The 26096-nt window shown below is 41.4% G+C and carries 20 protein-coding genes, 3 rRNA genes and 1 riboswitch; of the genes, 22 read left to right on the top strand and 1 reads right to left on the bottom strand.

Translation table 11 applies throughout. From position 1 onward, the window contains the following. Positions 1-39 precede the first annotated feature (39 nt). The 17 genes from HXV90_RS20270 (at position 40) to purD (ending at position 19082) form a co-directional block, all read left to right on the top strand. Positions 40-1591 (top strand): 16S ribosomal RNA (locus tag HXV90_RS20270). Positions 1592-1771: 180 nt separating this feature from the next. After that, positions 1772-4699: ribosomal RNA gene (locus HXV90_RS20265) — 23S ribosomal RNA — on the top strand. A gap of 114 nt (positions 4700-4813) precedes the next feature. Then, a 5S ribosomal RNA gene (gene rrf / locus HXV90_RS20260) occupies positions 4814-4929 on the top strand. Together the 16S, 23S and 5S rRNA genes form the textbook arrangement of a ribosomal RNA operon. Before the next feature lie 149 nt (positions 4930-5078). Further along, positions 5079-5345, top strand: a complete 267-nt coding sequence (locus HXV90_RS20255) for a hypothetical protein (RefSeq protein WP_066038204.1) — start codon at positions 5079-5081, stop codon at positions 5343-5345. A gap of 140 nt (positions 5346-5485) precedes the next feature. After that, positions 5486-5680 (top strand): NETI motif-containing protein, encoded by a 195-nt coding sequence (locus HXV90_RS20250; RefSeq protein ID WP_036076850.1) that lies wholly within the window; start codon positions 5486-5488, stop codon positions 5678-5680. Between the two features lie 93 nt (positions 5681-5773). Then, a riboswitch (purine riboswitch) is annotated at positions 5774-5872 on the top strand. A 208-nt stretch (positions 5873-6080) separates the two neighbouring features. After that, positions 6081-6569, top strand: a complete 489-nt coding sequence (gene purE / locus HXV90_RS20245; RefSeq protein ID WP_004225751.1) for a 5-(carboxyamino)imidazole ribonucleotide mutase — start codon at positions 6081-6083, stop codon at positions 6567-6569. Continuing rightward, a complete protein-coding gene (gene purK, locus HXV90_RS20240; protein WP_004225748.1) occupies positions 6566-7690 on the top strand; it encodes a 5-(carboxyamino)imidazole ribonucleotide synthase in 1125 nt (374 codons plus the stop codon). Before purE ends, purK begins: the two co-directional genes overlap by 4 nt. A 13-nt stretch (positions 7691-7703) precedes the next feature. Continuing rightward, positions 7704-8999, top strand: coding sequence for an adenylosuccinate lyase (purB, locus tag HXV90_RS20235; RefSeq protein WP_004225746.1), 1296 nt, complete (start codon positions 7704-7706; stop codon positions 8997-8999). Positions 9000-9127: 128 nt separating this feature from the next. Next, entirely contained in the window at positions 9128-9838 is a 711-nt protein-coding gene (purC, locus tag HXV90_RS20230; protein WP_048394896.1) for a phosphoribosylaminoimidazolesuccinocarboxamide synthase, read from the top strand. A 2-nt stretch (positions 9839-9840) separates the two neighbouring features. After that, entirely contained in the window at positions 9841-10089 is a 249-nt protein-coding gene (purS, locus tag HXV90_RS20225; protein WP_004225741.1) for a phosphoribosylformylglycinamidine synthase subunit PurS, read from the top strand. A gap of 2 nt (positions 10090-10091) precedes the next feature. Beyond that, positions 10092-10775 carry a phosphoribosylformylglycinamidine synthase subunit PurQ gene (gene purQ / locus HXV90_RS20220; RefSeq protein ID WP_048394895.1) on the top strand — a complete coding sequence of 228 codons (684 nt, stop codon included), beginning with the start codon at positions 10092-10094 and terminating at the stop codon, positions 10773-10775. Continuing rightward, the gene (gene purL / locus HXV90_RS20215; protein WP_048394894.1) at positions 10762-12996 is read left to right on the top strand and encodes a phosphoribosylformylglycinamidine synthase subunit PurL; all 2235 of its coding nucleotides are present in this window, start codon (positions 10762-10764) and stop codon (positions 12994-12996) included. Before purQ ends, purL begins: the two co-directional genes overlap by 14 nt. Beyond that, positions 12972-14396: an amidophosphoribosyltransferase gene (purF, locus tag HXV90_RS20210; protein ID WP_004225733.1), complete on the top strand. Its 1425-nt coding sequence runs from the start codon at positions 12972-12974 to the stop codon at positions 14394-14396. Before purL ends, purF begins: the two co-directional genes overlap by 25 nt. An 84-nt stretch (positions 14397-14480) precedes the next feature. Further along, positions 14481-15536, top strand: coding sequence for a phosphoribosylformylglycinamidine cyclo-ligase (gene purM, locus HXV90_RS20205; protein ID WP_269897893.1), 1056 nt, complete (start codon positions 14481-14483; stop codon positions 15534-15536). Next, positions 15536-16105 carry a phosphoribosylglycinamide formyltransferase gene (purN, locus tag HXV90_RS20200; protein ID WP_004225729.1) on the top strand — a complete coding sequence of 190 codons (570 nt, stop codon included), beginning with the start codon at positions 15536-15538 and terminating at the stop codon, positions 16103-16105. Before purM ends, purN begins: the two co-directional genes overlap by 1 nt. Positions 16106-16217: 112 nt before the next feature. After that, the gene (gene purH, locus HXV90_RS20195; protein WP_066038207.1) at positions 16218-17744 is read left to right on the top strand and encodes a bifunctional phosphoribosylaminoimidazolecarboxamide formyltransferase/IMP cyclohydrolase; all 1527 of its coding nucleotides are present in this window, start codon (positions 16218-16220) and stop codon (positions 17742-17744) included. A gap of 81 nt (positions 17745-17825) precedes the next feature. Then, positions 17826-19082: a phosphoribosylamine--glycine ligase gene (gene purD, locus HXV90_RS20190; RefSeq protein WP_257962133.1), complete on the top strand. Its 1257-nt coding sequence runs from the start codon at positions 17826-17828 to the stop codon at positions 19080-19082. Between the two features lie 106 nt (positions 19083-19188). On the opposite strand, the gene HXV90_RS20185 is transcribed toward purD, so the two are convergent. After that, the gene (locus HXV90_RS20185; protein WP_269897892.1) at positions 19189-19617 is read right to left on the bottom strand and encodes a YgaP-like transmembrane domain; all 429 of its coding nucleotides are present in this window, start codon (positions 19615-19617) and stop codon (positions 19189-19191) included. 197 nt (positions 19618-19814) lie between these two features. Here HXV90_RS20185 and HXV90_RS20180 point away from each other — a divergent pair, with 197 nt between their 5' ends. From HXV90_RS20180 to pcrA, 5 genes are all read left to right on the top strand, one after another. Next, the gene (locus HXV90_RS20180; protein WP_269897891.1) at positions 19815-21536 is read left to right on the top strand and encodes an adenine deaminase C-terminal domain-containing protein; all 1722 of its coding nucleotides are present in this window, start codon (positions 19815-19817) and stop codon (positions 21534-21536) included. A gap of 68 nt (positions 21537-21604) precedes the next feature. Then, a complete protein-coding gene (locus HXV90_RS20175; protein WP_333474108.1) occupies positions 21605-22660 on the top strand; it encodes a DUF3048 domain-containing protein in 1056 nt (351 codons plus the stop codon). Positions 22661-22675: 15 nt separating this feature from the next. Beyond that, positions 22676-22996 carry a YerC/YecD family TrpR-related protein gene (locus HXV90_RS20170; RefSeq protein WP_004225717.1) on the top strand — a complete coding sequence of 107 codons (321 nt, stop codon included), beginning with the start codon at positions 22676-22678 and terminating at the stop codon, positions 22994-22996. Positions 22997-23107: 111 nt separating this feature from the next. Further along, on the top strand, positions 23108-23797 hold the full coding sequence (locus HXV90_RS20165; protein ID WP_269897889.1) for a heptaprenylglyceryl phosphate synthase: 690 nt from the start codon (positions 23108-23110) through the stop codon (positions 23795-23797). A 32-nt stretch (positions 23798-23829) separates the two neighbouring features. Next, positions 23830-26082, top strand: coding sequence for a DNA helicase PcrA (pcrA, locus tag HXV90_RS20160; RefSeq protein ID WP_269897888.1), 2253 nt, complete (start codon positions 23830-23832; stop codon positions 26080-26082). The last annotated feature ends 14 nt before the right edge of the window (positions 26083-26096 follow it).

The raw sequence follows: 26096 nt of genomic DNA, 5'->3' as shown, positions 1-26096 counted from the left end.
ATGATGCTAGCAAAACAATTTGAGCTAATCAAATTTCTTTTTATGGAGAGTTTGATCCTGGCTCAGGACGAACGCTGGCGGCGTGCCTAATACATGCAAGTCGAGCGAACAGAAAAGGAGCTTGCTCCTTTGACGTTAGCGGCGGACGGGTGAGTAACACGTGGGCAACCTACCCTATAGTTTGGGATAACTCCGGGAAACCGGGGCTAATACCGAATAATCTCTTTTACTTCATGGTGAAAGACTGAAAGACGGTTTCGGCTGTCGCTATAGGATGGGCCCGCGGCGCATTAGCTAGTTGGTGAGGTAACGGCTCACCAAGGCGACGATGCGTAGCCGACCTGAGAGGGTGATCGGCCACACTGGGACTGAGACACGGCCCAGACTCCTACGGGAGGCAGCAGTAGGGAATCTTCCACAATGGGCGAAAGCCTGATGGAGCAACGCCGCGTGAGTGAAGAAGGTTTTCGGATCGTAAAACTCTGTTGTAAGGGAAGAACAAGTACAGTAGTAACTGGCTGTACCTTGACGGTACCTTATTAGAAAGCCACGGCTAACTACGTGCCAGCAGCCGCGGTAATACGTAGGTGGCAAGCGTTGTCCGGAATTATTGGGCGTAAAGCGCGCGCAGGCGGTCCTTTAAGTCTGATGTGAAAGCCCACGGCTCAACCGTGGAGGGTCATTGGAAACTGGGGGACTTGAGTGCAGAAGAGGAAAGTGGAATTCCAAGTGTAGCGGTGAAATGCGTAGAGATTTGGAGGAACACCAGTGGCGAAGGCGACTTTCTGGTCTGTAACTGACGCTGAGGCGCGAAAGCGTGGGGAGCAAACAGGATTAGATACCCTGGTAGTCCACGCCGTAAACGATGAGTGCTAAGTGTTAGGGGGTTTCCGCCCCTTAGTGCTGCAGCTAACGCATTAAGCACTCCGCCTGGGGAGTACGGTCGCAAGACTGAAACTCAAAGGAATTGACGGGGGCCCGCACAAGCGGTGGAGCATGTGGTTTAATTCGAAGCAACGCGAAGAACCTTACCAGGTCTTGACATCCCGTTGACCACTGTAGAGATATAGTTTCCCCTTCGGGGGCAACGGTGACAGGTGGTGCATGGTTGTCGTCAGCTCGTGTCGTGAGATGTTGGGTTAAGTCCCGCAACGAGCGCAACCCTTGATCTTAGTTGCCATCATTTAGTTGGGCACTCTAAGGTGACTGCCGGTGACAAACCGGAGGAAGGTGGGGATGACGTCAAATCATCATGCCCCTTATGACCTGGGCTACACACGTGCTACAATGGACGATACAAACGGTTGCCAACTCGCGAGAGGGAGCTAATCCGATAAAGTCGTTCTCAGTTCGGATTGTAGGCTGCAACTCGCCTACATGAAGCCGGAATCGCTAGTAATCGCGGATCAGCATGCCGCGGTGAATACGTTCCCGGGCCTTGTACACACCGCCCGTCACACCACGAGAGTTTGTAACACCCGAAGTCGGTGAGGTAACCTTTTGGAGCCAGCCGCCGAAGGTGGGATAGATGATTGGGGTGAAGTCGTAACAAGGTAGCCGTATCGGAAGGTGCGGCTGGATCACCTCCTTTCTAAGGATTATTTCGGAATACAAACCTTGGGTTTGTAAGATTACGTTTTGCGTTCAGTTTTGAAGGTTCATTCTTCTGAATGAAACACTTCAAAACTTGTTCTTTGAAAACTGGATAAAACGACATTGAAATTGTAACAAACACATTTATTTTTTAAGTTTTTTATAGGCTTAATAACTTGGTTAAGTTATTAAGGGCGCACGGCGAATGCCTTGGCACTAGGAGCCGAAGAAGGACGGCACTAACACCGATATGCTTCGGGGAGCTGTAAGTGAGCTTTGATCCGGAGATTTCCGAATGGGGGAACCCACTACGTTTAATCGCGTAGTATCTTGACGTGAATACATAGCGTCTTGAAGGCAGACCCAGGGAACTGAAACATCTAAGTACCTGGAGGAAGAGAAAGAAAAATCGATTCCCTGAGTAGCGGCGAGCGAAACGGGAAGAGCCCAAACCAAGAGGCTTGCCTCTTGGGGTTGTAGGACACTCTATACGGAGTTACAAAAGAGCGAGTTAGATGAAGCGACTTGGAAAGGTCCGCCAGAGCAGGTAAAAGCCCTGTAGTCGAAAGTTCGTTCTCTCCTGAGTGGATCCTGAGTACGGCGGAACACGTGAAATTCCGTCGGAATCCGGGAGGACCATCTCCCAAGGCTAAATACTACCTAGTGACCGATAGTGAACCAGTACCGTGAGGGAAAGGTGAAAAGCACCCCGGAAGGGGAGTGAAAGAGATCCTGAAACCGTGTGCCTACAAGTAGTTAGAGCCCGTTAATGGGTGATAGCGTGCCTTTTGTAGAATGAACCGGCGAGTTACGATTACGTGCAAGGTTAAGCTTTAGAAGGCGGAGCCGCAGCGAAAGCGAGTCTGAATAGGGCGAAATAGTACGTGGTCGTAGACCCGAAACCAGGTGATCTACCCATGTCCAGGGTGAAGGTGAGGTAACACTTACTGGAGGCCCGAACCCACGCACGTTGAAAAGTGCGGGGATGAGGTGTGGGTAGCGGAGAAATTCCAATCGAACTTGGAGATAGCTGGTTCTCTCCGAAATAGCTTTAGGGCTAGCCTCGTGATGAGAATACTGGAGGTAGAGCACTGTTTGGACTAGGGGGCCATCCCGGTTTACCGAATTCAGACAAACTCCGAATGCCAGATATTTATACACGGGAGTCAGACTGCGAGTGATAAGATCCGTAGTCAAAAGGGAAACAGCCCAGACCACCAGCTAAGGTCCCAAAGTAATCGTTAAGTGGAAAAGGATGTGGCGTTGCACAGACAACCAGGATGTTGGCTTAGAAGCAGCCATCATTTAAAGAGTGCGTAATAGCTCACTGGTCGAGTGACGCTGCGCCGAAAATGTATCGGGGCTAAACGATTCACCGAAGCTGTGGATTGACATCTACGATGTCAGTGGTAGGAGAGCGTTCTAAGTGCGTTGAAGTCAGATCGGAAGGACTGGTGGAGCGCTTAGAAGTGAGAATGCCGGTATGAGTAGCGAAAGACGGGTGAGAATCCCGTCCACCGTATGACTAAGGTTTCCTGAGGAAGGCTCGTCCGCTCAGGGTTAGTCGGGACCTAAGCCGAGGCCGATAGGCGTAGGCGATGGACAACAGGTTGATATTCCTGTACCACCTCCTCACCGTTTGAGAAATGGGGGGACGCAGTAGGATAGGGTAAGCGCGCCGTTGGTTGTGCGCGTCCAAGCAGTAAGGCGTGTGTGTAGGCAAATCCGCACACTGTAACGTTGAGCTGTGATGGCGAGTCCGTATGGACGAAGTTCCTGATTTCACACTGCCAAGAAAAGCCTCTATCGAGGTGAGAGGTGCCCGTACCGCAAACCGACACAGGTAGTCGAGGAGAGAATCCTAAGGTGTGCGAGAGAACTCTCGTTAAGGAACTCGGCAAAATGACCCCGTAACTTCGGGAGAAGGGGTGCTCTTGAGCGTGCAAGCGCATGAGAGCCGCAGTGAATAGGCCCAGGCGACTGTTTAGCAAAAACACAGGTCTCTGCAAAACCGTAAGGTGACGTATAGGGGCTGACGCCTGCCCGGTGCTGGAAGGTTAAGAGGAGTGGTTAGCGCAAGCGAAGCTGCGAATTGAAGCCCCAGTAAACGGCGGCCGTAACTATAACGGTCCTAAGGTAGCGAAATTCCTTGTCGGGTAAGTTCCGACCCGCACGAAAGGCGTAACGATCTGGGCACTGTCTCAACGAGAGACTCGGTGAAATTATAGTACCTGTGAAGATGCAGGTTACCCGCGACAGGACGGAAAGACCCCGTGGAGCTTTACTGTAGCCTGATATTGAATTTTGGTACAACTTGTACAGGATAGGTAGGAGCCAGAGATCTCGGAGCGCCAGCTTCGAAGGAGGCGTCGGTGGGATACTACCCTGGTTGTATTGAAATTCTAACCCATGCCCCTTAGCGGGGCAGGAGACAGTGTCAGGCGGACAGTTTGACTGGGGCGGTCGCCTCCTAAAAGGTAACGGAGGCGCCCAAAGGTTCCCTCAGAATGGTTGGAAATCATTCGTAGAGTGTAAAGGCACAAGGGAGCTTGACTGCGAGACCTACAAGTCGAGCAGGGTCGAAAGACGGGCTTAGTGATCCGGTGGTTCCGCATGGAAGGGCCATCGCTCAACGGATAAAAGCTACCCCGGGGATAACAGGCTTATCTCCCCCAAGAGTCCACATCGACGGGGAGGTTTGGCACCTCGATGTCGGCTCATCGCATCCTGGGGCTGTAGTCGGTCCCAAGGGTTGGGCTGTTCGCCCATTAAAGCGGTACGCGAGCTGGGTTCAGAACGTCGTGAGACAGTTCGGTCCCTATCCGTCGTGGGCGTAGGAAATTTGAGAGGAGCTGTCCTTAGTACGAGAGGACCGGGATGGACACACCGCTGGTGTACCAGTTGTCTTGCCAAAGGCATCGCTGGGTAGCTATGTGTGGACGGGATAAGTGCTGAAAGCATCTAAGCATGAAGCCCCCCTCAAGATGAGATTTCCCATTACGCAAGTAAGTAAGATCCCTCAAAGACGATGAGGTAGATAGGTTCGAGGTGGAAGTGTGGTGACACATGGAGCTGACGAATACTAATAGATCGAGGACTTAACCAAAACGTTTGAAACAATCAATGCGCCGTTTATCCAGTTTTGAAAGAACAAATCTTTCAACAAAAAAAGAGAGCTTCTAGACACAGCAATACGCCGTGTATGGAAGGTCGACCATAGTCTAGTGATGATGGCAAAGAGGTCACACCCGTTCCCATACCGAACACGGAAGTTAAGCTCTTTAGCGCCGATGGTAGTTGGGGGCTTCCCCCTGTGAGAGTAGGACGTCGCTAGGCAATTAAAAAGTCATGGATGTATTCCATGGCTTTTTTTTATTTTGTGAACTATTCATAAAATGCTATAATATATTTAATATTTACAAGTGGATTTAAAGGAAATTTCTTTCGCCTAGATACATTCTGGATTTAATAATGGAGGAATCAAAATGAGGCAGAACATTTTTTCTGCGATTTCGATCTCAAGTCTACTACTTATATTCTTTATGTTTGGCTATGATTCAACCAAATGGTATGGAAACTTTTTTACATTTCTCTATCGTGTAAATATGTTTATGCCGTTTATTTTAGGTGGTTTAGGCATCACCAGTGCCCTATTTGGCATCAAAGGATATCGTATGGTTCTTGTTGTCCTTCATTTGTTCCTACTGCTATTATTTTTTTGTATCTATTTAAAGGCATTTTTTGTTCCATGAGCATTCATCAAAACTGCGGAGAGGAATTCTGCAGTTTTTTCTATTTATTTAAGTTCTTACATACTTCTGTAAGCAACAAAAGGTATAATGAATTACAAATTGGTTGTGAATGAATATGTACAAATGAAAGGAAGAAAAAGTTGGGAAAAAAGCAAATTTGGTATGAGGTACAGGAAAACGAGTCAATCGAGGATTGCTTGGCAAGAATGCGGAAAGATGGCTTTATGGTCATAGGACGAAAAGAAGAGCCACTTTTTCATATCGTAGATGGTGAGCCAGCTTATTTGCGCCAAAAAATTCAGTTTAAAGGTATACCTGCTCAAGATATCGAATGATTTTGACTAAAAACCGAACGTTTTTTTTCACCTAATAAAAAATGTTCGCATTTTTGGATTGACGATAAGACAATCCCTTGTTAAAATGTGAGAAGGAAAAACAAATAGATCCCACATATATGCTAGAGGATTGGCTCTAGTGTCTCTACCCGGCACCGTAAATGCTGGACTATGCGGGAAAGCACTTTTGGCGTAAGGTGAGAAGGTCTTTGTACAGCTATGTACATGGAGACGATCTTGTCCGAATAATCCTCAAGTAAACTGCTTTCACGTGTACTGGTAGAGAGTAGTTTATTTGGGGATTTTCTTTGTAAATAAGAATTGCAGTAGCTATTCAAAATAGAGGCTAGCACAATAAATAATTGATCATTTTTCTATCGTTTAAAAGGAGCGACAATTTATGAATCCGAAAATCGGTGTCATTATGGGTAGTTCAAGTGACTGGGAAACAATGAAACATGCATGTGATATTTTAGATGAATTACAAGTACCGTACGAAAAGAAAGTTGTATCAGCACATCGTACACCTGATTTAATGTTTGAATATGCAGAGGCAGCTCGCGAGCGAGGAATACAAGTAATTATTGCTGGAGCAGGCGGTGCTGCACATTTACCAGGAATGGTGGCAGCTAAAACAACATTACCTGTCATCGGTGTACCAGTTCAATCCCGTGCACTTAATGGACTTGATTCACTATTATCCATCGTTCAAATGCCTGGTGGCGTACCTGTAGCTACTGTAGCGATTGGCAAAGCAGGAGCGACTAATGCAGGGTTACTTGCAGCTCAAATTTTGTCAACAACAGATGCGGAGCTTGCTAATAAATTAGATGCTAGACGTGAAGCAACAAAGCAGCAAGTATTAGAAAGTACAGGTGACTTAGTGTGACGAAGATTATTTATCCTGGACAAACGATAGGCATTATAGGCGGAGGGCAACTTGGTCGAATGATGGCACTTGCTGCAAAGGAGTCAGGTTTTAAAGTGGCTGTTCTTGAACCAGCAATGGACTCACCTTGTGGGCAGGTAGCAGATATTCGCATTGTAGCTCCATATGATGATGAAGCTGCTTTAGAAGAACTTGCAGAAGTAAGTGATATTATCACATATGAATTTGAAAATATTGATTATGAAGGCTTAAAGCGTTTATCACAAATGGCTTATGTTCCTCAAGGAGCAGAGTTGGTACGTATTACACAAAACCGTATAACAGAGAAAGAAGCTATTGTGAAAGCTGGTTGCCCAGTAGCACCATATATTGTTGCAAAAACTTATGAAGAATTAGTAGCCAATATTGATTCGATTGGTTATCCTTGTATAGTCAAAACAGCAAGAGGTGGTTATGATGGCAAGGGACAGCAGCTTTTAAAATCAACTGAAGATTTGCCTTTAGCGAAAGAATTATTCACGCATTCGCAATGTATTGCAGAAGGATTTGTTCCTTTCGTAAAGGAAGTATCGGTCATTGTTCAAAGAAATGGTCATGGTGAATCGTATTGTCAGCCAGTTGGAGAGAACATTCATGTTCATCATATTCTTCACGAGACAATAGTACCTGCTCGCATAACTGAAAGCACAGCTCAAGCTGCAGAACGAGAAGCTTTGAAAATTGCAGATTATTTACATTTAGTAGGAACGCTAGCGGTAGAAATGTTTGTATTAGAAGATGGTAGTATTGTTATCAATGAATTAGCACCAAGACCTCATAATTCTGGTCACTATTCAATTGAAGCATGTAATGTTTCACAATTCCATCAGCATATTCGTGCTGTTTGTGGATGGCCGTTACGTAAGCCACAACTATGGGCACCATCCATTATGGTCAATGTATTAGGGCAGCATGTCGTGCCACTCAGTAACTCAATTGCTAAATATCCTGAATGGTCCATACATCTTTATGGGAAAGCTGAAGCTAAGGTCAACCGTAAAATGGGCCATGTGACGATTATGACAAAAGACTTAGAAGCTACACTACAACAAATCGAGAGTTCTGGCATTTGGTCAGAATAGAAGGAGATACGCGATGATTGAACGTTACACAAGACCCGAAATGGGCGCAATTTGGACAGAACAAAATAAATACCAAGCTTGGCTAGAGGTTGAAATTTTAGCTTGTGAAGCATGGGCAGAGTTAGGAGATATCCCTAAAGAGGATGTTGCTAAAATTCGCGAAAATGCTTCATTTGATGTGAATCGTATATTAGAAATTGAACAAGAAACTCGTCATGACGTTGTAGCCTTTACTCGTGCTGTTTCTGAAACACTTGGAGAAGAGCGCAAATGGGTACATTATGGTTTAACTTCTACGGACGTAGTAGATACAGCACTTTCTTATTTAATCAAACAAGCAAATGATATTTTACGAAAAGATATAGTAAATTTCATTGATATTATTGCTACTAAGGCAAAAGAACATAAACATACAGTTATGATGGGACGCACACATGGTGTTCATGCTGAACCAACAACTTTCGGTTTGAAACTTGGTTTATGGTATGAGGAAATGAAGCGTAACCTTGAACGTTTTGAAGCAGCTGCCAAAGTAATTGAAACAGGAAAAATGTCTGGAGCTGTTGGAACATATGCCAATATCGATCCTCGTGTTGAGCAATATGTTTGCGATAAATTAGGACTTGCAGCATCACCGATCTCCACACAAACTTTACAGCGTGATCGCCATGCTCAGTATTTAGGTGCATTAGCTTTAATCGCTACTTCAATTGAAAAATTCGCAACAGAAATTCGTGGACTACAGAAATCTGAAACACGTGAAGTGGAAGAAGCTTTTGCAAAAGGACAAAAAGGATCATCTGCAATGCCACATAAGCGTAATCCAATCGGTTCTGAAAACATGGTTGGTATGTCTCGTTTAATGCGAGGTTATATGGTGACTGCTTATGAAAATGTAGCATTATGGCATGAGCGTGATATTTCACATTCATCTGCAGAGCGTGTTATTTTACCGGATGCAACAATTACTCTTAACTATATGCTAAATCGCTTCGGTAATATTGTGAAAAACTTAACAGTATTCCCTGAGAACATGAAACGTAATATGGATCGTACATTTGGTCTTATTTATTCTCAACGCATCTTACTAGCATTGATTGATAAAGGACTAGTACGTGAAGAAGCTTATGATACAGTACAACCTTTAGCAATGCAGGCTTGGGACGAGCAAGTTCAGTTCCGTACATTAGTCGATGCAAGTGAAAAAATCACATCTTATTTAACAAAAGAAGAGTTGGATGATTGTTTTGATTACAACTACCACTTACAGCATGTTGATATGATTTTTGAACGACTAGGACTTAACTAATATTTATTTAGCCATCTAATAATAAATGTTAGAGCCACCAGTAAAAGTTTCAGAGTTGAATCGTAGAGATACGGTTCAATTCTGAACATTATTACAAGCGTATCTCATAATATCAGGGGGAAAACGAAATGACTAAAGGTCAACTTTTGTATGAAGGTAAAGCAAAAAAATTGTTCACAACAGAGGAGCCAAATGTGCTACTTGTTGAGTACAAGGATAGTGCAACAGCATTCAATGGTGAAAAGAAAGAGGAAATTGAAGGTAAGGGCATTTTAAATAATCGCATTACTTCATTAATTTTCGAAAAATTACAAGCTAACGGAATTGCGTCACATTTCGTAAAACGATTATCCGATACACAACAACTTGTAAAAAAAGTAGAAATTATTCCGATTGAGGTAGTTGTTCGTAATATTGCTGCTGGAAGTTTAGCAAAGCGTCTAGGTCTTGAAGAAGGGACACCTTTAAAACGACCAATCGTTGAATTTTATTATAAAGACGATGATTTAGGCGACCCACTTATTACGACAGAACATATTGATGTTCTTGAACTTGCCACACCAACTGAAGTAACAGCTATTTATGATGGTGCATTAGCCGTTAACAAAGTGCTACAGCCGATCTTTGCAGATGTCAATGTGACATTGATTGATTTTAAATTAGAGTTCGGCCGTGATATGGATGGTCATGTATTATTGGCAGATGAAATTTCACCAGATACATGCCGACTTTGGGATGCAACAACGAAGCAAAAGTTAGACAAAGATGTTTTTCGTCGTGACCTTGGTAATTTAACTGAAGTTTATACTATTATACTTTCTAGACTCGGAGGCAAATAACAATGAAAAAAGTAAAAATCTATGTAACATTACGTGAGAGTATTCTTGATCCTCAAGGCTCTGCAGTACAAGGTTCTTTAGCTAAGATGGGCTACGGTGAAGTAGAAGATTTACGTATCGGTAAATATCTTGAACTATCAATTAAAGATTCAGAACGTGACATTGATACTCTAGTAAAAGAAATGTGTGAAAAGGTTTTAACGAACGTTGTAATTGAAGACTACCGTTACGAAGTCGAGGAGGCTATTTAATCATGAAATTCGCAGTACTCGTATTCCCTGGGTCAAACTGTGACATCGATATGTATCATGCGATTAAAGACGAGCTAGGTGAAGAAGTAGAATATGTATGGCATACAGCAACAGATCTAAGTGGTTTTGATGGTGTATTAGTACCTGGAGGATTCTCCTATGGAGATTATCTTCGTTGTGGTGCAATGGCTAATCAATCTAATATTATGACAGAAGTTAAGAAGGCAGCAGATGCTGGTAAACCTGTATTAGGTGTATGTAATGGCTTCCAAATCCTAACGGAAGCAGGTTTATTGCCAGGAGCTTTATTGCGCAATAAAAACTTAAAATTTATGTGCCGTACAGTGCAGCTTAAAGTTGAAAACAACAATACATTATTCACAAATCAATATGAGCAAGGTCAAATCATCAATATTCCAATCGCACATGGTGAAGGTAACTACTACTGTGACGAGGAAACTTTACAATCACTAAAAGATAATAATCAAATCGTATTCACATACTCAGGTGACAATCCAAACGGTTCTTTAGAAGATATCGCAGGGATTATAAACGAGCGCGGCAATGTATTAGGGATGATGCCACACCCAGAGCGAGCTGTTGATGCACTGGTGGGCGGCGCAGACGGTCTAGCAGTATTTAAATCAATCGTGAAGCAGTGGAGGGAAAATCATGTCAACAACTAAGTTTGAGCCAACAGCACAGCAGATTAAAGATGAGAAGCTATACGCTGGAATGGGGATGTCAGACGAAGAATTTGCAATGGTAGAAGGTATTTTAGGACGTCTACCTAACTGGACAGAGACAGGTCTTTTCTCAGTAATGTGGTCTGAACACTGCTCGTACAAAAATTCAAAGCCAGTACTACGTAAATTCCCTACTAAAGGTCCACAGGTATTACAAGGACCAGGTGAAGGTGCAGGTATTGTTGATATTGGTGACGAACAAGCAGTAGTGTTTAAAATGGAATCGCATAACCATCCATCTGCAATTGAACCTTATCAAGGGGCTGCAACGGGTGTCGGTGGTATTATCCGTGACGTTTTCTCAATGGGTGCACGTCCAATCGCTATGTTAAACTCATTACGCTTTGGTGAATTAAAGTCAGCACGTGGTAAATATCTATTTGAAGAAGTAGTAGCGGGAATCGCAGGATATGGTAACTGTATCGGAATCCCAACAGTAGGTGGCGAAATTCAATTTGATCCTTGCTATGAAGGTAATCCTCTAGTGAATGCTATGTGTGTCGGTTTAATTGATCATAAAGATATTCAACGAGGCATTGCTGCTGGTGTAGGTAATACAGTGATGTATGTTGGAGCGAAAACAGGCCGTGATGGTATTCATGGTGCAACATTCGCCTCTGAGGAATTAACTGAGGAATCAGAAAACCAACGTCCAGCAGTACAAGTTGGAGATCCATTTATGGAGAAGCTTTTACTTGAAGCTTGTTTAGAGGTTGTAAAATCGGATGCTCTAGTTGGTATTCAAGATATGGGTGCAGCTGGTCTTACTTCTTCTTCAGCAGAAATGGCTTCAAAGGCTGGTTCTGGTGTAGAAATGAACTTAGACTTAGTGCCTCAGCGTGAAACAGGAATGTCAGCGTATGAAATGATGTTGTCTGAGTCTCAAGAACGTATGCTTTTAGTTGTGAAAAAAGGTCGCGAAGATGAAATTAAAGCGATTTTCGATAAATACGATTTAGATGCAGTAGCGATTGGTCGCGTTACAGATGATAAAATGCTTCGTCTGCTACACAAAGGACAAGTAGTTGCAGAGGTACCTGCAGACGCATTAGCAGAAGATGCACCTGTTTATCATAAACCATCTGCAGAACCTGCATACTATGCTCAGTTCCAAGCAATCGAAAACACTGAACCTGCTGTGACTGATTACAAAGAAACACTAATTGCTTTATTAAAAGCACCGACAATTGCTTCTAAAGAATGGGTATACGATCAATATGATTATCAGGTACGTACATCAACAGTTGTTAAACCAGGCTCTGACGCTGCTGTTATTCGAGTACGTGGCACAAATAAAGGGTTGGCAATGACAACAGACTGTAACTCACGTTATATCTATTTAGATCCAGAAGTGGGTGGTGCTATCGCAGTAGCCGAAGCAGCTCGTAATATCGTGGCAACTGGTGGCACGCCACTTGCGATTACAGACTGCTTAAACTTTGGTAATCCAGAGAAACCAGAAATCTTCTGGCAAATTGAAAAATCTGCAGATGGTATTTCGGCAGCTTGTACGGCATTAAATGCTCCAGTAATCGGAGGTAACGTTTCTCTTTATAATGAGCGTTCAGGCGAAGCGGTGTATCCAACGCCAACAATTGGTATGGTTGGTCTTATTGAAGACTTAGCACATGTAACGACACAGGATGTAAAGGCAGCAGGAGATCTTGTCTTTGTTATTGGTGAGACAAAAACAGAATTTGGCGGTTCAGAGCTTCAAAAACTTTTAAATAATGGTGTTATTTCAGGGAAAGCGCCAGCTATTGATTTAGAGGTTGAAGCGACACGTCAGCAAGCTTTATTAAAGGCGATTAAAGCAGGCCTTGTTCAATCTGCGCATGATGTAGCAGAGGGAGGTCTAGCTGTGGCGATTGCTGAAACAACATTTGGCGCTAACGGTCTTGGTGTGGATGTAACATTAACAGGCTCTGCAACAACTGCGCTATTCAGTGAGAGTCAATCTCGTTTTGTTGTCACAGTTAAAGAAGAAAATGCTGCAGCATTTGTAGAAATCATGAAAGATGCTCAAAAAATTGGTGTCGTAACAAACGATGCACTTGTGAAAATAAACGGGGACAAAGGTGTGCTTGTAGAAGGTACAGTGGAGGAATTCCGTTCTAATTGGAAAGGAGCAATCCCATGCTTGCTGAACTCAGAGGCTTAAACGAAGAATGTGGGGTGTTTGGTATTTGGGGTAACCCAAATCCAGCACACCTTAGCTATTACGGGCTTCATGCTCTTCAACACCGTGGACAAGAAGGCGCTGGAATTGTCGTTTCAGACGGACAGCATCTTCGCGCGGTGAAAGGCGAAGGACTAGTTAATGATGTTTTCAACGAAGATAAATTAAAAGCAGTGAACGGCAAAGCAGCTATTGCGCATGTTCGTTATACGACTGCTGGTGGTGGCGGTATTGAAAATGTACAGCCATTATTATTCCACTCCTCAACTGGTAGCCTTTCAATTGCCCATAACGGTAACTTAGTCAATGCGACACATTTAAAGCAATATCTAGAGCGACAAGGTAGCATTTTCCACTCTAGCTCTGATACAGAAGTGTTGGCGCATCTTATTAAGAAAAGTTCGCATTCACCATTCCGTGCGAAGGTGAAAAATGCCCTATCTCTTTTAAAGGGTGCCTATTCTTTCTTAATTATGACAAAGGATGAAATGCTTGTTGCACGTGATCCACATGGTTTACGTCCATTATCTCTTGGAAAGCTAGGAGATGGCTGGGTGGTAGCTTCTGAAACTTGTGCATTCGATTTAATTGGTGCAGAATTCGTTCGTTCGGTAGAACCAGGTGAATTAATCATTATTAATGATGAGGGCGTAAAATCAGATCGTTTTGCTGATATGGATAAACGTTCGATGTGTGCGATGGAATATGTTTATTTAGCACGTCCTGATTCGGATATTGATGGTATTAACGTTCATATGGCACGAAAACGTATGGGTAAACAGCTTGCTCGTGAGTGTGCGCATATTGAAGCAGATGTTGTAACAGGTGTTCCTGATTCAAGTATTTCCGCAGCGATTGGTTTTGCAGAAGAAAGTGGAATCCCTTATGAATTAGGTCTTATTAAAAACCGTTATGTTGGTCGTACGTTTATTCAGCCGACACAGGAGCTACGTGAACGTGGTGTGAAAATGAAACTTTCACCTGTTGTTCAAGTCGTAAAAGGAAAAAAAGTAGTAATGGTTGATGATTCTATCGTTCGTGGTACAACATCTCGTCGCATTGTCAAAATGCTAAAAGATGCTGGTGCAGCGGAAGTTCATGTTGTGATTTCATCACCGCCGATGACAAACCCTTGTTATTATGGCATTGATACATCAACGCATGAAGAACTAATTGCTTCTAGTCATAATGTAGATGAAATTCGTGAAGCAATTGGTGCAGATTCTCTGACATTCCTTTCTGTTGAGGGGATGGTAGAAACAATTGCACGACCATACGAAGATGAAAACCGAGGACTTTGTCTTGCATGCTTTACAGGCAAATATCCAACAGAGATTTTTCCGGATACGATTTTGCCACATGAAAAAGAATTATTACGTTAAGAACAACATCGCAACAAATTAGTGTCTTACAGTCATTTCTATCTAGGAAACTTAGGCGACTTGGATGATAAGGAGGAACTCTGCGTGTCAAAGGCATATGAACAAGCAGGTGTAAATATTGAAGCGGGCTATGAAGCCGTAAAACGAATGAAGTCTCATGTTGAACGTACGAACCGTCTAGGTGTAATGGGGACATTTGGTGGTTTTGGTGGCATGTTTGACTTGTCAGAACTGAATCTTAAAGAACCTGTTCTTATTTCGGGGACAGATGGTGTTGGAACAAAGCTAAAGCTAGCCTTCATGGTAGACAAGCACGATACAATCGGTGTGGACTGTGTAGCAATGTGTGTAAATGATATTGTTGCTCAAGGAGCAGAACCGCTGTACTTTTTAGATTACGTAGCTCTTGGAAAAGCAGAGCCTGCAAAAATCGAACAAATTGTCAAAGGTGTTGCAGATGGCTGTGTGCAATCAGGTGCGGCTCTAATAGGTGGAGAAACTGCGGAAATGCCTGGTCTTTATGAAGAAGATGAATATGATCTAGCTGGCTTTGCAGTAGGCGCGTGTGAAAAGTCTGCTATCGTGACAGGTGAAGAAATCGTAGAAGGCGATGTACTTATTGGAATTGCATCAAGTGGTGTACATTCAAACGGTTATTCTTTAGTGCGTAAAATTGTCTTTGCAGATCATCAATATGCTGTGGATGCTATTGTAGAAGGCTATGAAGATCTAGGCCCAATCGGTGAGGCGCTTCTAGTGCCAACAAAGCTATATGCTAAACCTGTGCTAGCAGCTTTAAAGGCAGCAGATGTACATGGCTGTGCACATGTTACAGGTGGCGGTTTCTATGAAAATCTACCACGCATGATGCCAGAGGGACTAGCAACGGAAATCGACTTAGGTTCTTGGCCTGTATTACGTATCTTTGAATTCCTAAAAGAGAAAGGTCAGCTAGAAGATAAAGATTTATATAATGTGTTTAACATGGGTATTGGATTTGTAATAGCTGTGCCAGAAACTGAAGCTGATAAAGTAATCGATGCAGTTGAAGCAAATGGTGAAAAGGCTTATACAATCGGACGTGTTATTAAAGGTGACGGAGTAGTATTTAATGGCTCACATGATGGGAGTTTAGTGTAATGACTGCACCAACAAAAATAGCCGTGTTCGCGTCAGGTAGCGGTAGCAATTTTCAAGCCATTCAAGAGGCCATTGAACGTGGTGAACTCCATGCAAAGGTCGCACTAGTGGTCACAGATAAGCCTGGAGCATTTGTAGTAACACGTGCTGAAAACTTTGGGATTCCAGTGTTAGCATTGAATCCAAAAGAGTTTGTCTCAAAGTCAGCATATGAGACAGCTATTATCGAAGCTTTACATGAGTGCGATGTGAAATGGATTGTGCTTGCTGGGTATATGCGTTTAATCAGTGACGTATTATTGGCAGCCTTTCCACAGCGAATTGTTAATATTCACCCGTCCCTATTGCCTGCCTTTCCTGGAAAGGACGCTATTGGACAAGCCATTAATCATGGTGTGAAAATAACAGGTGTAACAGTGCATTTTGTTGATGAAGGAATGGATACTGGACCAATTATCGCTCAGGCAGCGGTACCTGTCATTGAAGGAAATCGCGAGGCAACAGAAGCTGAAATTCACAAACAAGAGCATTTATTATATACAAAGGCATTACAGCAATTATTACAGTAACTGAAGAGGGAGTTAGGTCGAGAATCCTACTCAACAAGTAAGACCTAACTCTATTAATCTATTGAAGCAAGTCAGTCGTGGACAGCACGATAAAAATTAGGAGGATATTGTTGTGACAAAACGTGCATTAATCAGTGTTTCCAATAAAGATGGTATTTTAGAATTTGCAAAGGAATTAGTAGCATTAGGTTATGAAATTTTATCAACTGGCGGTACAAAAAAAATGTTACAGGATAATGCGGTAGCTGTAACAGCAGTAGATGAAGTAACGAAGTTTCCTGAAATTTTAGATGGTCGTGTGAAAACTTTAAACCCAATGATTCACGGTGGTCTATTAGGAAAGTTTGATGATGTCTCTCATCAAGCACAGATGAATGAGCATGGAATTGAACCAATTGAAATTGTTTGTGTGAATCTCTATCCGTTTGTTGAAACAATTTCAAAGCCTAATGTAACTTGGGATGATGCAATTGAAAACATTGATATCGGTGGTCCAACAATGTTACGTTCTGCTGCAAAAAACCATCAATATGTAACAGTAATCGTGGACAGCAATGACTATGCAACAGTATTAGAGGAACTTAAAGCAGACGGTGCCACAACAATTGAAACACGTCGTAAACTAGCTGCGAAAGTTTTCCGTCACACAGCCGCTTATGATTCTTATATTTCGAACTACCTGACTGAAGAAGAGTTCCCAGAGAGCTTAACGATGACATATGAATTAAAGCAAAATTTACGCTATGGCGAAAACCCTCACCAAAAAGCGGCCTTCTACCAAAAGCGTCTTGGCTCTGACTTTTCATTAGCTTATGCTACACAATTACATGGTAAAGAGTTATCCTACAATAATATTCAAGATGGTAATGCAGCATTGCAAATTGTAAAAGAATTTGAAATGCCAGCTGCTGTAGCGGTGAAACATATGAATCCATGTGGTGTTGGCACTGGTGTCACGTTAGAGGCAGCATTCGATAAAGCATATGAAGCAGATCCAACATCTATTTTTGGCGGTATTATCGCATTAAATATGGAAGTGGATGCAGCAACTGCTGAGAAGCTAAGTCATATTTTCCTAGAGATTATTATTGCACCTGCTTTCTCACAAGAAGCATTAGATATTTTAACGAAAAAGAAAAATATCCGCTTACTAACAATTCCTTTCGAGCAAGCGAAACAAGATTCATTCAATGTAGTATCAGTTGAGGGTGGCCTTCTTGTACAGGAGCCAGATCGTTATGGCTTTGGCAATGCGGATATTAAAGTGGTGACAGATCGTGAACCAACAGAGCAAGAATGGGAAGCATTGCAACTTGGTTGGTCTGTTGTCAAACATGTGAAATCCAATGCGATTGTTGTAACAGATTCTCAAATGACACTTGGGGTTGGTGCAGGGCAAATGAATCGTGTAGGTGCAGCTAAAATTGCCTTTGAACAAGCTGGAGAAAAAGCGAAAGGTGCTGCATTAGCATCGGATGCATTTTTCCCAATGAGCGATACTGTGGAGGCGGCAGCAGCTGCAGGAATTACAGCAATTATTCAACCAGGTGGTTCCATTAAAGATCAAGATTCCATTGATAAAGCAAATGAATACGGCATTGCGATGGTATTCACAGGCGTACGTCATTTTAAACATTAATTGTAGAATTATATAGAAATCTAAACAGACCGAGATGTTGGTTCATCTCGGTTTTACTTACAAAGAGGAGGATTCTCTAAAATGAATGTATTAGTAATCGGAAGCGGTGGCCGTGAGCATGCAATCGCTAAACAATTTAGCATCTCTCCATCAGTGAACAACGTATTCGTAGCGCCAGGAAATGATGGGATGCGAGGCGAAGTAGAAGTTGTTGCTATTGATACAATGGATTTCGCAGGTCTCGCTCAATTTGCCAAGGAAAATGATATTGCATTAACATTTGTTGGCCCAGAACAGCCGCTTGCTGAAGGCATTGTCGATTTCTTTACAGCTAGAGGTTTACGTATTTTTGGTCCTACAAAAGTTGCTGCTCAAATAGAAAGCAGTAAATCCTATGCGAAAGAAATTATGAATAAATACAATATTCCTACAGCAGCACATGAAACATTTACTGAAGCAGAAAAAGCAATAGCGTATATTAAAGAACAAGGGGCGCCTATTGTCATTAAGGCTGATGGTTTAGCGGCTGGTAAGGGCGTCGTTGTGGCAATGACAGAGGAAGAAGCGATTGAAGCTGTAGAGGATATGATTGGAAACCAACGTTTTGGTGAATCCTCTTCACGTGTTGTCGTTGAGGAATTTTTAGACGGTGAAGAATTCTCCTTTATGTCTTTTGTGCACAAAGGACAAATTTATCCAATGGTTATTGCACAAGATCATAAACGAGCTTATGACGGTGATAAAGGACCAAACACAGGAGGTATGGGTGCTTATTCACCAGTACCACAAATCCCACAAGAGGTAGTAGATATTGCATTTCAAACTATTGTAGAACCAACTGTTAAAGGGATGGAGGCAGATGGTGCTTCCTTTACAGGTATTTTATACGCAGGGTTAATTTTAACGAATAAAGGTCCTCAGGTCATAGAGTTTAATGCTCGTTTTGGTGATCCTGAAACGCAAGTTGTATTGCCACGTATGGTTTCAGATTTTGGTGCATTTATGATGGCGTTAATGGATGAACAGCCTTTTGATTTACAATGGTCAGAAGAAGCAATGCTTGGTGTAGTCATTGCAGCAGAGGGTTACCCAGGAGACGTTGAAAAAGGTAAGGTATTACCGAATTTAGAGGCACTTTCGACATCACATGCAGTTTTCCATGCAGGTACAAAATTAGTAGACGGTCAATTCGTTGGTAATGGAGGACGTGTACTGTTAGTTGGTGCAAAAGCAGCTACTTTACAAGAAGCACAGGAAAAGGTTTATGAAGGTATTGCAACGGAAACATGGGATCACTTTTTCTTCCGTAAAGATATTGGCTGGCGTACGTTTAAGTAATTATTATTTTCACTAAATATTTTTTATCGTCTTTTGAAACCTCTTGTTGTTTCAAAACGTAAGAGGTAAGAGCCGTCTCAATAATAGATTGGGACGGCTCCTTTGACTAAGAAGGATTCTGAGCTTTATTCGTTGAAGAATCGCTACTATTTGAGGAATTTTGAGTTGAAGTGCTGGTGTTAGATTGTTTTGAAGCAGTAGCTTGTGAACCTGAAGAATTACCAGCTATAGCAGAGGAAAAATCCTTCATGAGCTTATCGATTTGTTCAGTAGACATAGAATTTTGCCCGCTGAACATACTTTGCATAGAGGTGTTCATGGCATTCTGCATATTGGAGCTTAAAACTGCTTTCGTTGGACAATATTTAAAAAGTCCCTCAGCCATTTTCATGGCACCTAATGCAATCATTAATCGACCTTTTGTACAATTAGGATTTCTAGAAACTTTAGCGATACCAAATGCGGTTAAACTTGTCCCCATGGCAAAACGACAAAATGCGTTCTTTTCGCTTAAATTTGCTTGCTGCATCATCATTACTTCCTCCTTTAGTCATTGTGGAAAAAATAAGCGAGGTGCACTTTGCTTTATGAAAGTGCTGTGTTACGATTGAAACAAGATGATTGCATAAAGCATAATTTTTATGAAAATATGCGATTATGCAGTAGTAGTATGTGATTTCAAGTTGGATTTACACAATGAAAAATTACGTAATTTAGGAAGGAGCGAATAGCATGGATCCAGTATGGAAAATAACAAAAATACGTCAACAATTAGCAGTAATCGATGGGAAAAAGGCACCAGATATCGTTCTGAAGAATGCACGTTATTTGCATAGTATGTTAAAGCAATTCATAGTAGGGAACATTTGGATTTTGGGAGATCGCATTGTCTATGCTGGTGACAGAATGCCTCCTTTATTAGAAGGAACAGAAGTGGTGGATTGTACAGGAAAAACAATCGTACCTGGCTATATTGAGCCACATGTACACCCATTCCAGCTTTATCATCCACAGTCATTTGCAGATTTTTGTGGTCAGCTTGGGACAACAACTTTTATTTCGGATAATTTAAGCTTTGTTTTAAATTTAGAAAATAAGAAAGCGTTTTCAATTTTAGAGAGTTTGAAAAAGCTACCTTTTTCTTTTTATTGGTGGACTCGCTTTGACTCACAAACTGAATTGGAGCAAGAAGAAGAGGTTTTCTCTAATACTTCTATAGTAGAGTGGTTAGAGCGAAGTGATGTCTTACTTGGTGGAGAGTTGACAGGCTGGCCTAAGCTGTTGCATGGCGACGATCAAATGCTTTATCGTATGCAAATGGCTAAGGGACTGGGAAAAAAAATTGAAGGTCATTTCCCTGGAGCTTCAGAAAGAACATTGGCACGAATGAAACTGCTCGGTGCTGATGGTGATCATGAGGCAATGACAGTAGAAGAGGTAGAGCGTCGTATTATGCAGGGCTATGCTGTAACTTTACGTCATTCTTCCATACGACCAGATTTACCACATCTACTAAAAGGAATAGTAGAAAAAGAGCTTCCAATCTTTGATCATTTAATGATAACAACAGACGGTTCAACTCCTTCATTCCATGAGGATGGTGTGATGGATAAATGCATTCAAGTAGCTTTAGATGCAGGGGTATCTCCTATTGATGCTTATCAAATGGCTTCCTATAATGTAGCACGTTATTACAACATGTCTAATTTACATGGTTTTATCGCAACAGGGCGTTTTGCTTCACTCAATATTTTACAAGATGAATATCATCCTGTTCCAGAAAGTGTTTTATCAAAGGGTGTCTGGTTGAAGCGTAATGGAGATCGTGTGCATAGAATGGCGACAATTGATTATTCTGCCATCCCAGCTTTAGATTTAGATTTCTCATTAGATTCACAGGATTTCCAGTTTTCTATGCCGTTTGGGATTCAATTAGTTAATGATGTGATTACAAAGCCTTATAATTCTTTAATTACGAAAGAAGGGCCATTGGCAAATCATGATGAGTGTTATTTAATGCTCATTAACCGAAAAGGCAACTGGCATGTAAATACAATGATTAAAGGATTTGCAACGGATGTCCAAGGCTTTGCATCCTCTTATTCCAACACGGGTGACATATTGTTAATTGGAAAAAATAAAGACGATATGATTAAAGCCTTCGAAGAAATGAAGGCAATGAATGGTGGTATTGTTCTCGTCGAAAAAGGAGAAGTTATAGCGGACATACCATTAACAATTGGTGGACTTTTATATGATGGAGATGTATTCACTTTAACAGAGAAAGAAAAGGCTTTAAAACAAGCTTTAGCAGATAGAGGCTATCAATTAGGAGATGCCATTTATACATTATTATTTTTACAATCTACTCATTTACCATATATTCGTATAACACCACAAGGAATTTTCGATGTGATGAAGAATAAGTTATTATTACCTGCTGTTATGCGCTAATTCATGAAAGTGTTTCAGTTGTTTAAACAATTACAAATATTGTAATTGTTCAAAGGAGAGATATGCTTGTGTTCAAATCGAAAAAATTATGGATTGCTTTTGCATTTAGTGCTTTGGTAATCGGGGGATGTTCAAAGGATACACCAAAAGTCAAAGAGGATGATGAACCAATTGTAGAGGAAGAAGCAGTAGTGGAGGAGCCTGTGCAACAACCAGCATTTGTTGCACCACTTACTGGGGAGGCTATACAAGAAGAAATTACACAGCGACCAATTATCGTAACCATTAATAATCATCCAGCGGCACGTCCACAATCAGGCTTAGCTGCGGCGGATATCATTTATGAAATGCTTGCAGAAGGTAATGTGACACGCTTTTTAGCAGTATACCAAAGTGAACTGCCTGAAAATATTGGACCAGTTCGTAGTGCACGCTCTTATTTTATCGATATGGCCAAGGGATTTGATGCCTTTTATGTAGCACATGGCTATAGTCCAGAGGCGAAAACAATGCTTGATCATCGTATCGTCGACAATATCAACGGTATGGCTTATGATGGTATTCTGTTTAAACGTTCTAACGACCGCGTTGCACCACACAATTCCTATATTACATCAGAAAACATTCTAAAAGGTGCTGAAATGGTAGGCGCTTCAATGAATTACAGTGAAAAAGTACTTCAGGCTTTTTATGAACCAGATGAACGTGGTAAAATAGGTATTGAAACAAGTCAAGTTGACATTTATTACGGAAATAATGAAGATTTCCATAACGCGTATGTGTATAATCATCAAACGAATCACTATGAACGACAATCGGCTAGCGTGGACACAAAAGATATGTTAACAGGCGAAACAGTGTCATTAGCAAATGTTCTATTTTTCGAAATGGATCACCAAACAATTGATGATATTGGTCGCCAAGCAATTGATTTAACGTCTGGTGGAAATGCGTATGTATTTCAAAATGGCTATTTGAGGGAAGTCAAATGGGCTAATGTTAATGGAATACCAATGGCTGTAGAGCAAACAGGGGATCCTGTAAAGCTTGTACCAGGAAAGTCGTGGGTTCATTTCGTACCATCTTCGCCAGGGTTACAAGCAATGGTGAAAACGCAGCCTTAAAGGGAGGAAAATTGTATGCAAATCGAAAAAATTCGGGGGCATCAAACAGATCAATTATTTAAAGCAGTGTTAGAGTTGAAGGACATCGAGGAATGCTATAAGTTTTTTGATGATTTATGTACGATTAGTGAAATTCAATCGTTGGCACAACGCTTTGAGGTTGCACATTTATTACGATTAAAGAAAACCTACGAATCCATTAAAAAGGAAACAGGGGCAAGTACTGCAACTATTTCGCGCGTGCGTCGCTGCTTCGATTATGGGAATGATACATATGATGAAATGTTAGGTCGTTTGTATCCAGATGAAAAACCATTCCAAGCACCAAAAGAATAGTCAGAAAAAAGGCTGAGTAGAAGTTCTACTCGGTCTTTTTCATTTTTTTGTCGTGAATCATAAGCTATACTTGTAAACGAATAGATAGAAAATGATAGGTGGTAAACATAGATGGATTATTTAGAATGGAGACATGTGTTCAAGCTAGATCCAGCGAAGGACATTTCCGATGAAGCATTAGAAAAAATTTGCGAGTCTGGGACAGATGTTATTTTGGTCGGGGGAACAGATAATGTAACGTTGGATGGGGTATTAGATTTACTTGTTCGAGTGCGTCGTTTTGAGGTGCCGATAGCACTTGAAATTTCTACGATCGATGCGGTAACACCAGGTTACGACTATTATTTCATCCCAACGGTATTAAATAGTGATGATCCAAAATGGATTAAAAATTTACATCATGAGGCTATTAAAGAATACGGCGATATTATGGTATGGGATGAATTAGTAGCGGAAGGATATTGTATTTTAAATCCTGATTGTAAAGTAGCCAATGTAACGGGTGCGAAAACAGATTTAACGATTGATGACGTGGTAGCTTATGCACGCATGGCAGAGAATTTCTTTAAACTGCCTGTTTTTTATTTAGAGTACAGTGGAATGTATGGCAATCTAGAGGTAGTTAGTGCTGTGAAAAACGAACTGAAGCATACCAAACTCTTTTACGGTGGTGGCATAACATCTGTAAAGCAAGCAGAGGAAATGGCACGCGTTGCAGATACGGTAGTAGTTGGAAATATTATTTACGAAGATTTAAAAGCTGCACTTGCGACTGTTAAGGCTGTTAAAAATACGTTATAATTTTAGAACAAATGTTTGTAAGGCGGTGCGAAATGGAACAGTTAACAAAAAATTTACTAGCAGGCATGAATCCTGAACAAGAAAGAGCAGTTAAAACAACTGAAGGACCATTACTCATTATGGCAGGTGCTGGGTCAGGAAAAACACGAGTTTTAACACATCGTATTGCTTATCTAGTTATCGAAAAGGAAGTATATCCTTCTAAAATTTTAGCGATTACATTTACAAATAAAGCAGCACGAGAAATGCGTGAACGTATTGATGGCATTCTTGGTAATGGTACGGGCGATAGTATGTGGGTTTCTACTTTCCACTCTATGTGTGTAAGAATTTTACGTCGTAATATCGATCAACTAGGCATTTCTCGTAATTTCTCTATTTTAGATTCTACGGATCAGCTTTCAGTCATCAAAAATGTGATGAAGGAAGAAAATATTGATCCAAAACGTTTTGAGCCACGAGCAATTTTAAATGCTATTAGTGCAGCAAAAAACGAGTGTATAGCAGCGGATGATTACGCAGGCCAAATGAATGATAAGAATCCTTATGAACAAACAGTTGCACGTGTCTATAAAGGCTATGAGAAAAGATTACGCCGCAACCAATCCCTTGATTTTGATGATTTGATTATGACGACGATTACGTTGTTTAAACGTGTACCTGAAGTGCTTGAATATTATCAAAATAAATTTCAATATATTCATGTTGATGAATATCAAGATACCAATAAATCTCAGTATTTACTTGTACAGTTACTAGCAAAGAAATTTAAAAATATTTGTGTTGTAGGTGATTCCGATCAGTCTATCTATCGTTGGCGTGGTGCAGATATTGGGAATATCCTATCCTTCGAAAAGGATTATCCAACTGCAAAGGTGATTATGCTAGAGCAAAATTATCGTTCAACTAAACGCATCCTACAGGCAGCCAATGACGTCATTCAAAATAATACAACACGTTACCCAAAAGAATTACGCACAGAAAATTCAGAAGGTGAAAAGATTGCACTATATAAAGCTTATAACGAGCAGGAGGAAGCGCAATTTGTTGTACAAACGATTCAACAGTTAATTGAAAAAGAAAATCGTTCATTTGATGACTTTGCTATTTTATATCGTACAAACGCTCAATCTCGTGTAATGGAGGAAGTACTTGTTAAGTCCAATATGGCCTATCAAATAGTAGGCGGAACAAAGTTCTATGATCGAAAAGAGATAAAGGACTTACTAGCATATTTACGACTTATTGCTAATAATGATGATGATTTATCACTAGCACGTATTATTAATGAGCCAAAGCGCAGTATTGGTGCAACTTCCTTTGAAAAAATGGCACGTTATGCGATAGATCAGGATCGTTCGATTTTTGATGCGATGAATGATCTTGTTTTCATGGGATTATCAGGGAAAGCAGCAAATTCGGCTGAGCAATTTTATGCCATGATTAAAGGCTTTACACAAATGCAGGAATATCTATCTGTCACTGAAATTGTGGAGCAAGTTATTGATAAATCGGGTTATCGAGCAATGTTACAAAACGAAAAAACAATTGAAGCAGAAAGCCGTTTAGAAAATATTGAAGAGTTTTTATCTGTCACAAAGGCTTTTGAAGAGCGTAGTGATGATAAAAGCTTAATTGCCTTTTTAACAGATTTAGCCCTTATAGCTGATATTGATGCGCTCGACAAGGAGGATGCATCTAAAGGCAATATTATTTTAATGACGATGCATGCAGCTAAAGGTTTAGAGTTCCCAGTTGTCTTTATAATCGGTATGGAGGAAAACATCTTCCCACATTCCCGCTCACTAGACGATCAAGATGAAATGGAAGAGGAACGCCGCCTTATGTACGTAGGTGTGACCCGTGCTGAGGAACGTCTATATTTAACATGTGCCCAAAGCCGTACGATTTTTGGTCGTTCAAGCTTTAATAATGCATCCCGATTTTTAGGTGAAATTTCTCAAGATATTACAGAGTCAATTTCTAAGGCAGGGACAACATCAACAGTACCATTTGCTACTAACAATCGTTCAACCGGTGGCCATCAAAAGCGTACGCTGGGTGCTATTCAGCAAACACAACCTGCCACAGCACGTTTACAAGCAACGGGGGGAGATCAATTTGGATGGAAAGCTGGAGATAAGGCGATTCATAAAAAATGGGGAACAGGTATGGTTGTTAGTGTAAAAGGTGAAGGTGATAGTACAGAGCTTGATATCGCATTCCCACAACCAATTGGTATAAAGCGATTACTTGCTCAATTTGCACCGATTGAAAAAGCGTAAGCGGAGGAACGTAA

The organism is Lysinibacillus sp. JK80, from assembly GCF_027557635.1.
Lineage (GTDB): Bacteria > Bacillota > Bacilli > Bacillales_A > Planococcaceae > Lysinibacillus > Lysinibacillus capsici.
Note: the sequence above shows the minus strand (reverse complement) of the source record. Positions and strands in the feature narration are given on the sequence as shown.

Coding starts and splice junctions, on each gene's coding strand:
- purS (WP_004225741.1), top strand. CDS start 9,841: ATGAAAAAAGTAAAAATCTATGTAACATTACGTGAGAGTATTCTTGAT.
- purE (WP_004225751.1), top strand. CDS start 6,081: ATGAATCCGAAAATCGGTGTCATTATGGGTAGTTCAAGTGACTGGGAA.
- purL (WP_048394894.1), top strand. CDS start 10,762: ATGTCAACAACTAAGTTTGAGCCAACAGCACAGCAGATTAAAGATGAG.
- HXV90_RS20165 (WP_269897889.1), top strand. CDS start 23,108: ATGGATTATTTAGAATGGAGACATGTGTTCAAGCTAGATCCAGCGAAG.
- HXV90_RS20185 (WP_269897892.1), bottom strand. CDS start 19,617: ATGATGATGCAGCAAGCAAATTTAAGCGAAAAGAACGCATTTTGTCGT.
- HXV90_RS20170 (WP_004225717.1), top strand. CDS start 22,676: ATGCAAATCGAAAAAATTCGGGGGCATCAAACAGATCAATTATTTAAA.
- purB (WP_004225746.1), top strand. CDS start 7,704: ATGATTGAACGTTACACAAGACCCGAAATGGGCGCAATTTGGACAGAA.
- pcrA (WP_269897888.1), top strand. CDS start 23,830: ATGGAACAGTTAACAAAAAATTTACTAGCAGGCATGAATCCTGAACAA.
- purD (WP_257962133.1), top strand. CDS start 17,826: ATGAATGTATTAGTAATCGGAAGCGGTGGCCGTGAGCATGCAATCGCT.
- HXV90_RS20180 (WP_269897891.1), top strand. CDS start 19,815: ATGGATCCAGTATGGAAAATAACAAAAATACGTCAACAATTAGCAGTA.
- purN (WP_004225729.1), top strand. CDS start 15,536: ATGACTGCACCAACAAAAATAGCCGTGTTCGCGTCAGGTAGCGGTAGC.
- HXV90_RS20255 (WP_066038204.1), top strand. CDS start 5,079: ATGAGGCAGAACATTTTTTCTGCGATTTCGATCTCAAGTCTACTACTT.
- purF (WP_004225733.1), top strand. CDS start 12,972: ATGCTTGCTGAACTCAGAGGCTTAAACGAAGAATGTGGGGTGTTTGGT.
- purC (WP_048394896.1), top strand. CDS start 9,128: ATGACTAAAGGTCAACTTTTGTATGAAGGTAAAGCAAAAAAATTGTTC.
- purQ (WP_048394895.1), top strand. CDS start 10,092: ATGAAATTCGCAGTACTCGTATTCCCTGGGTCAAACTGTGACATCGAT.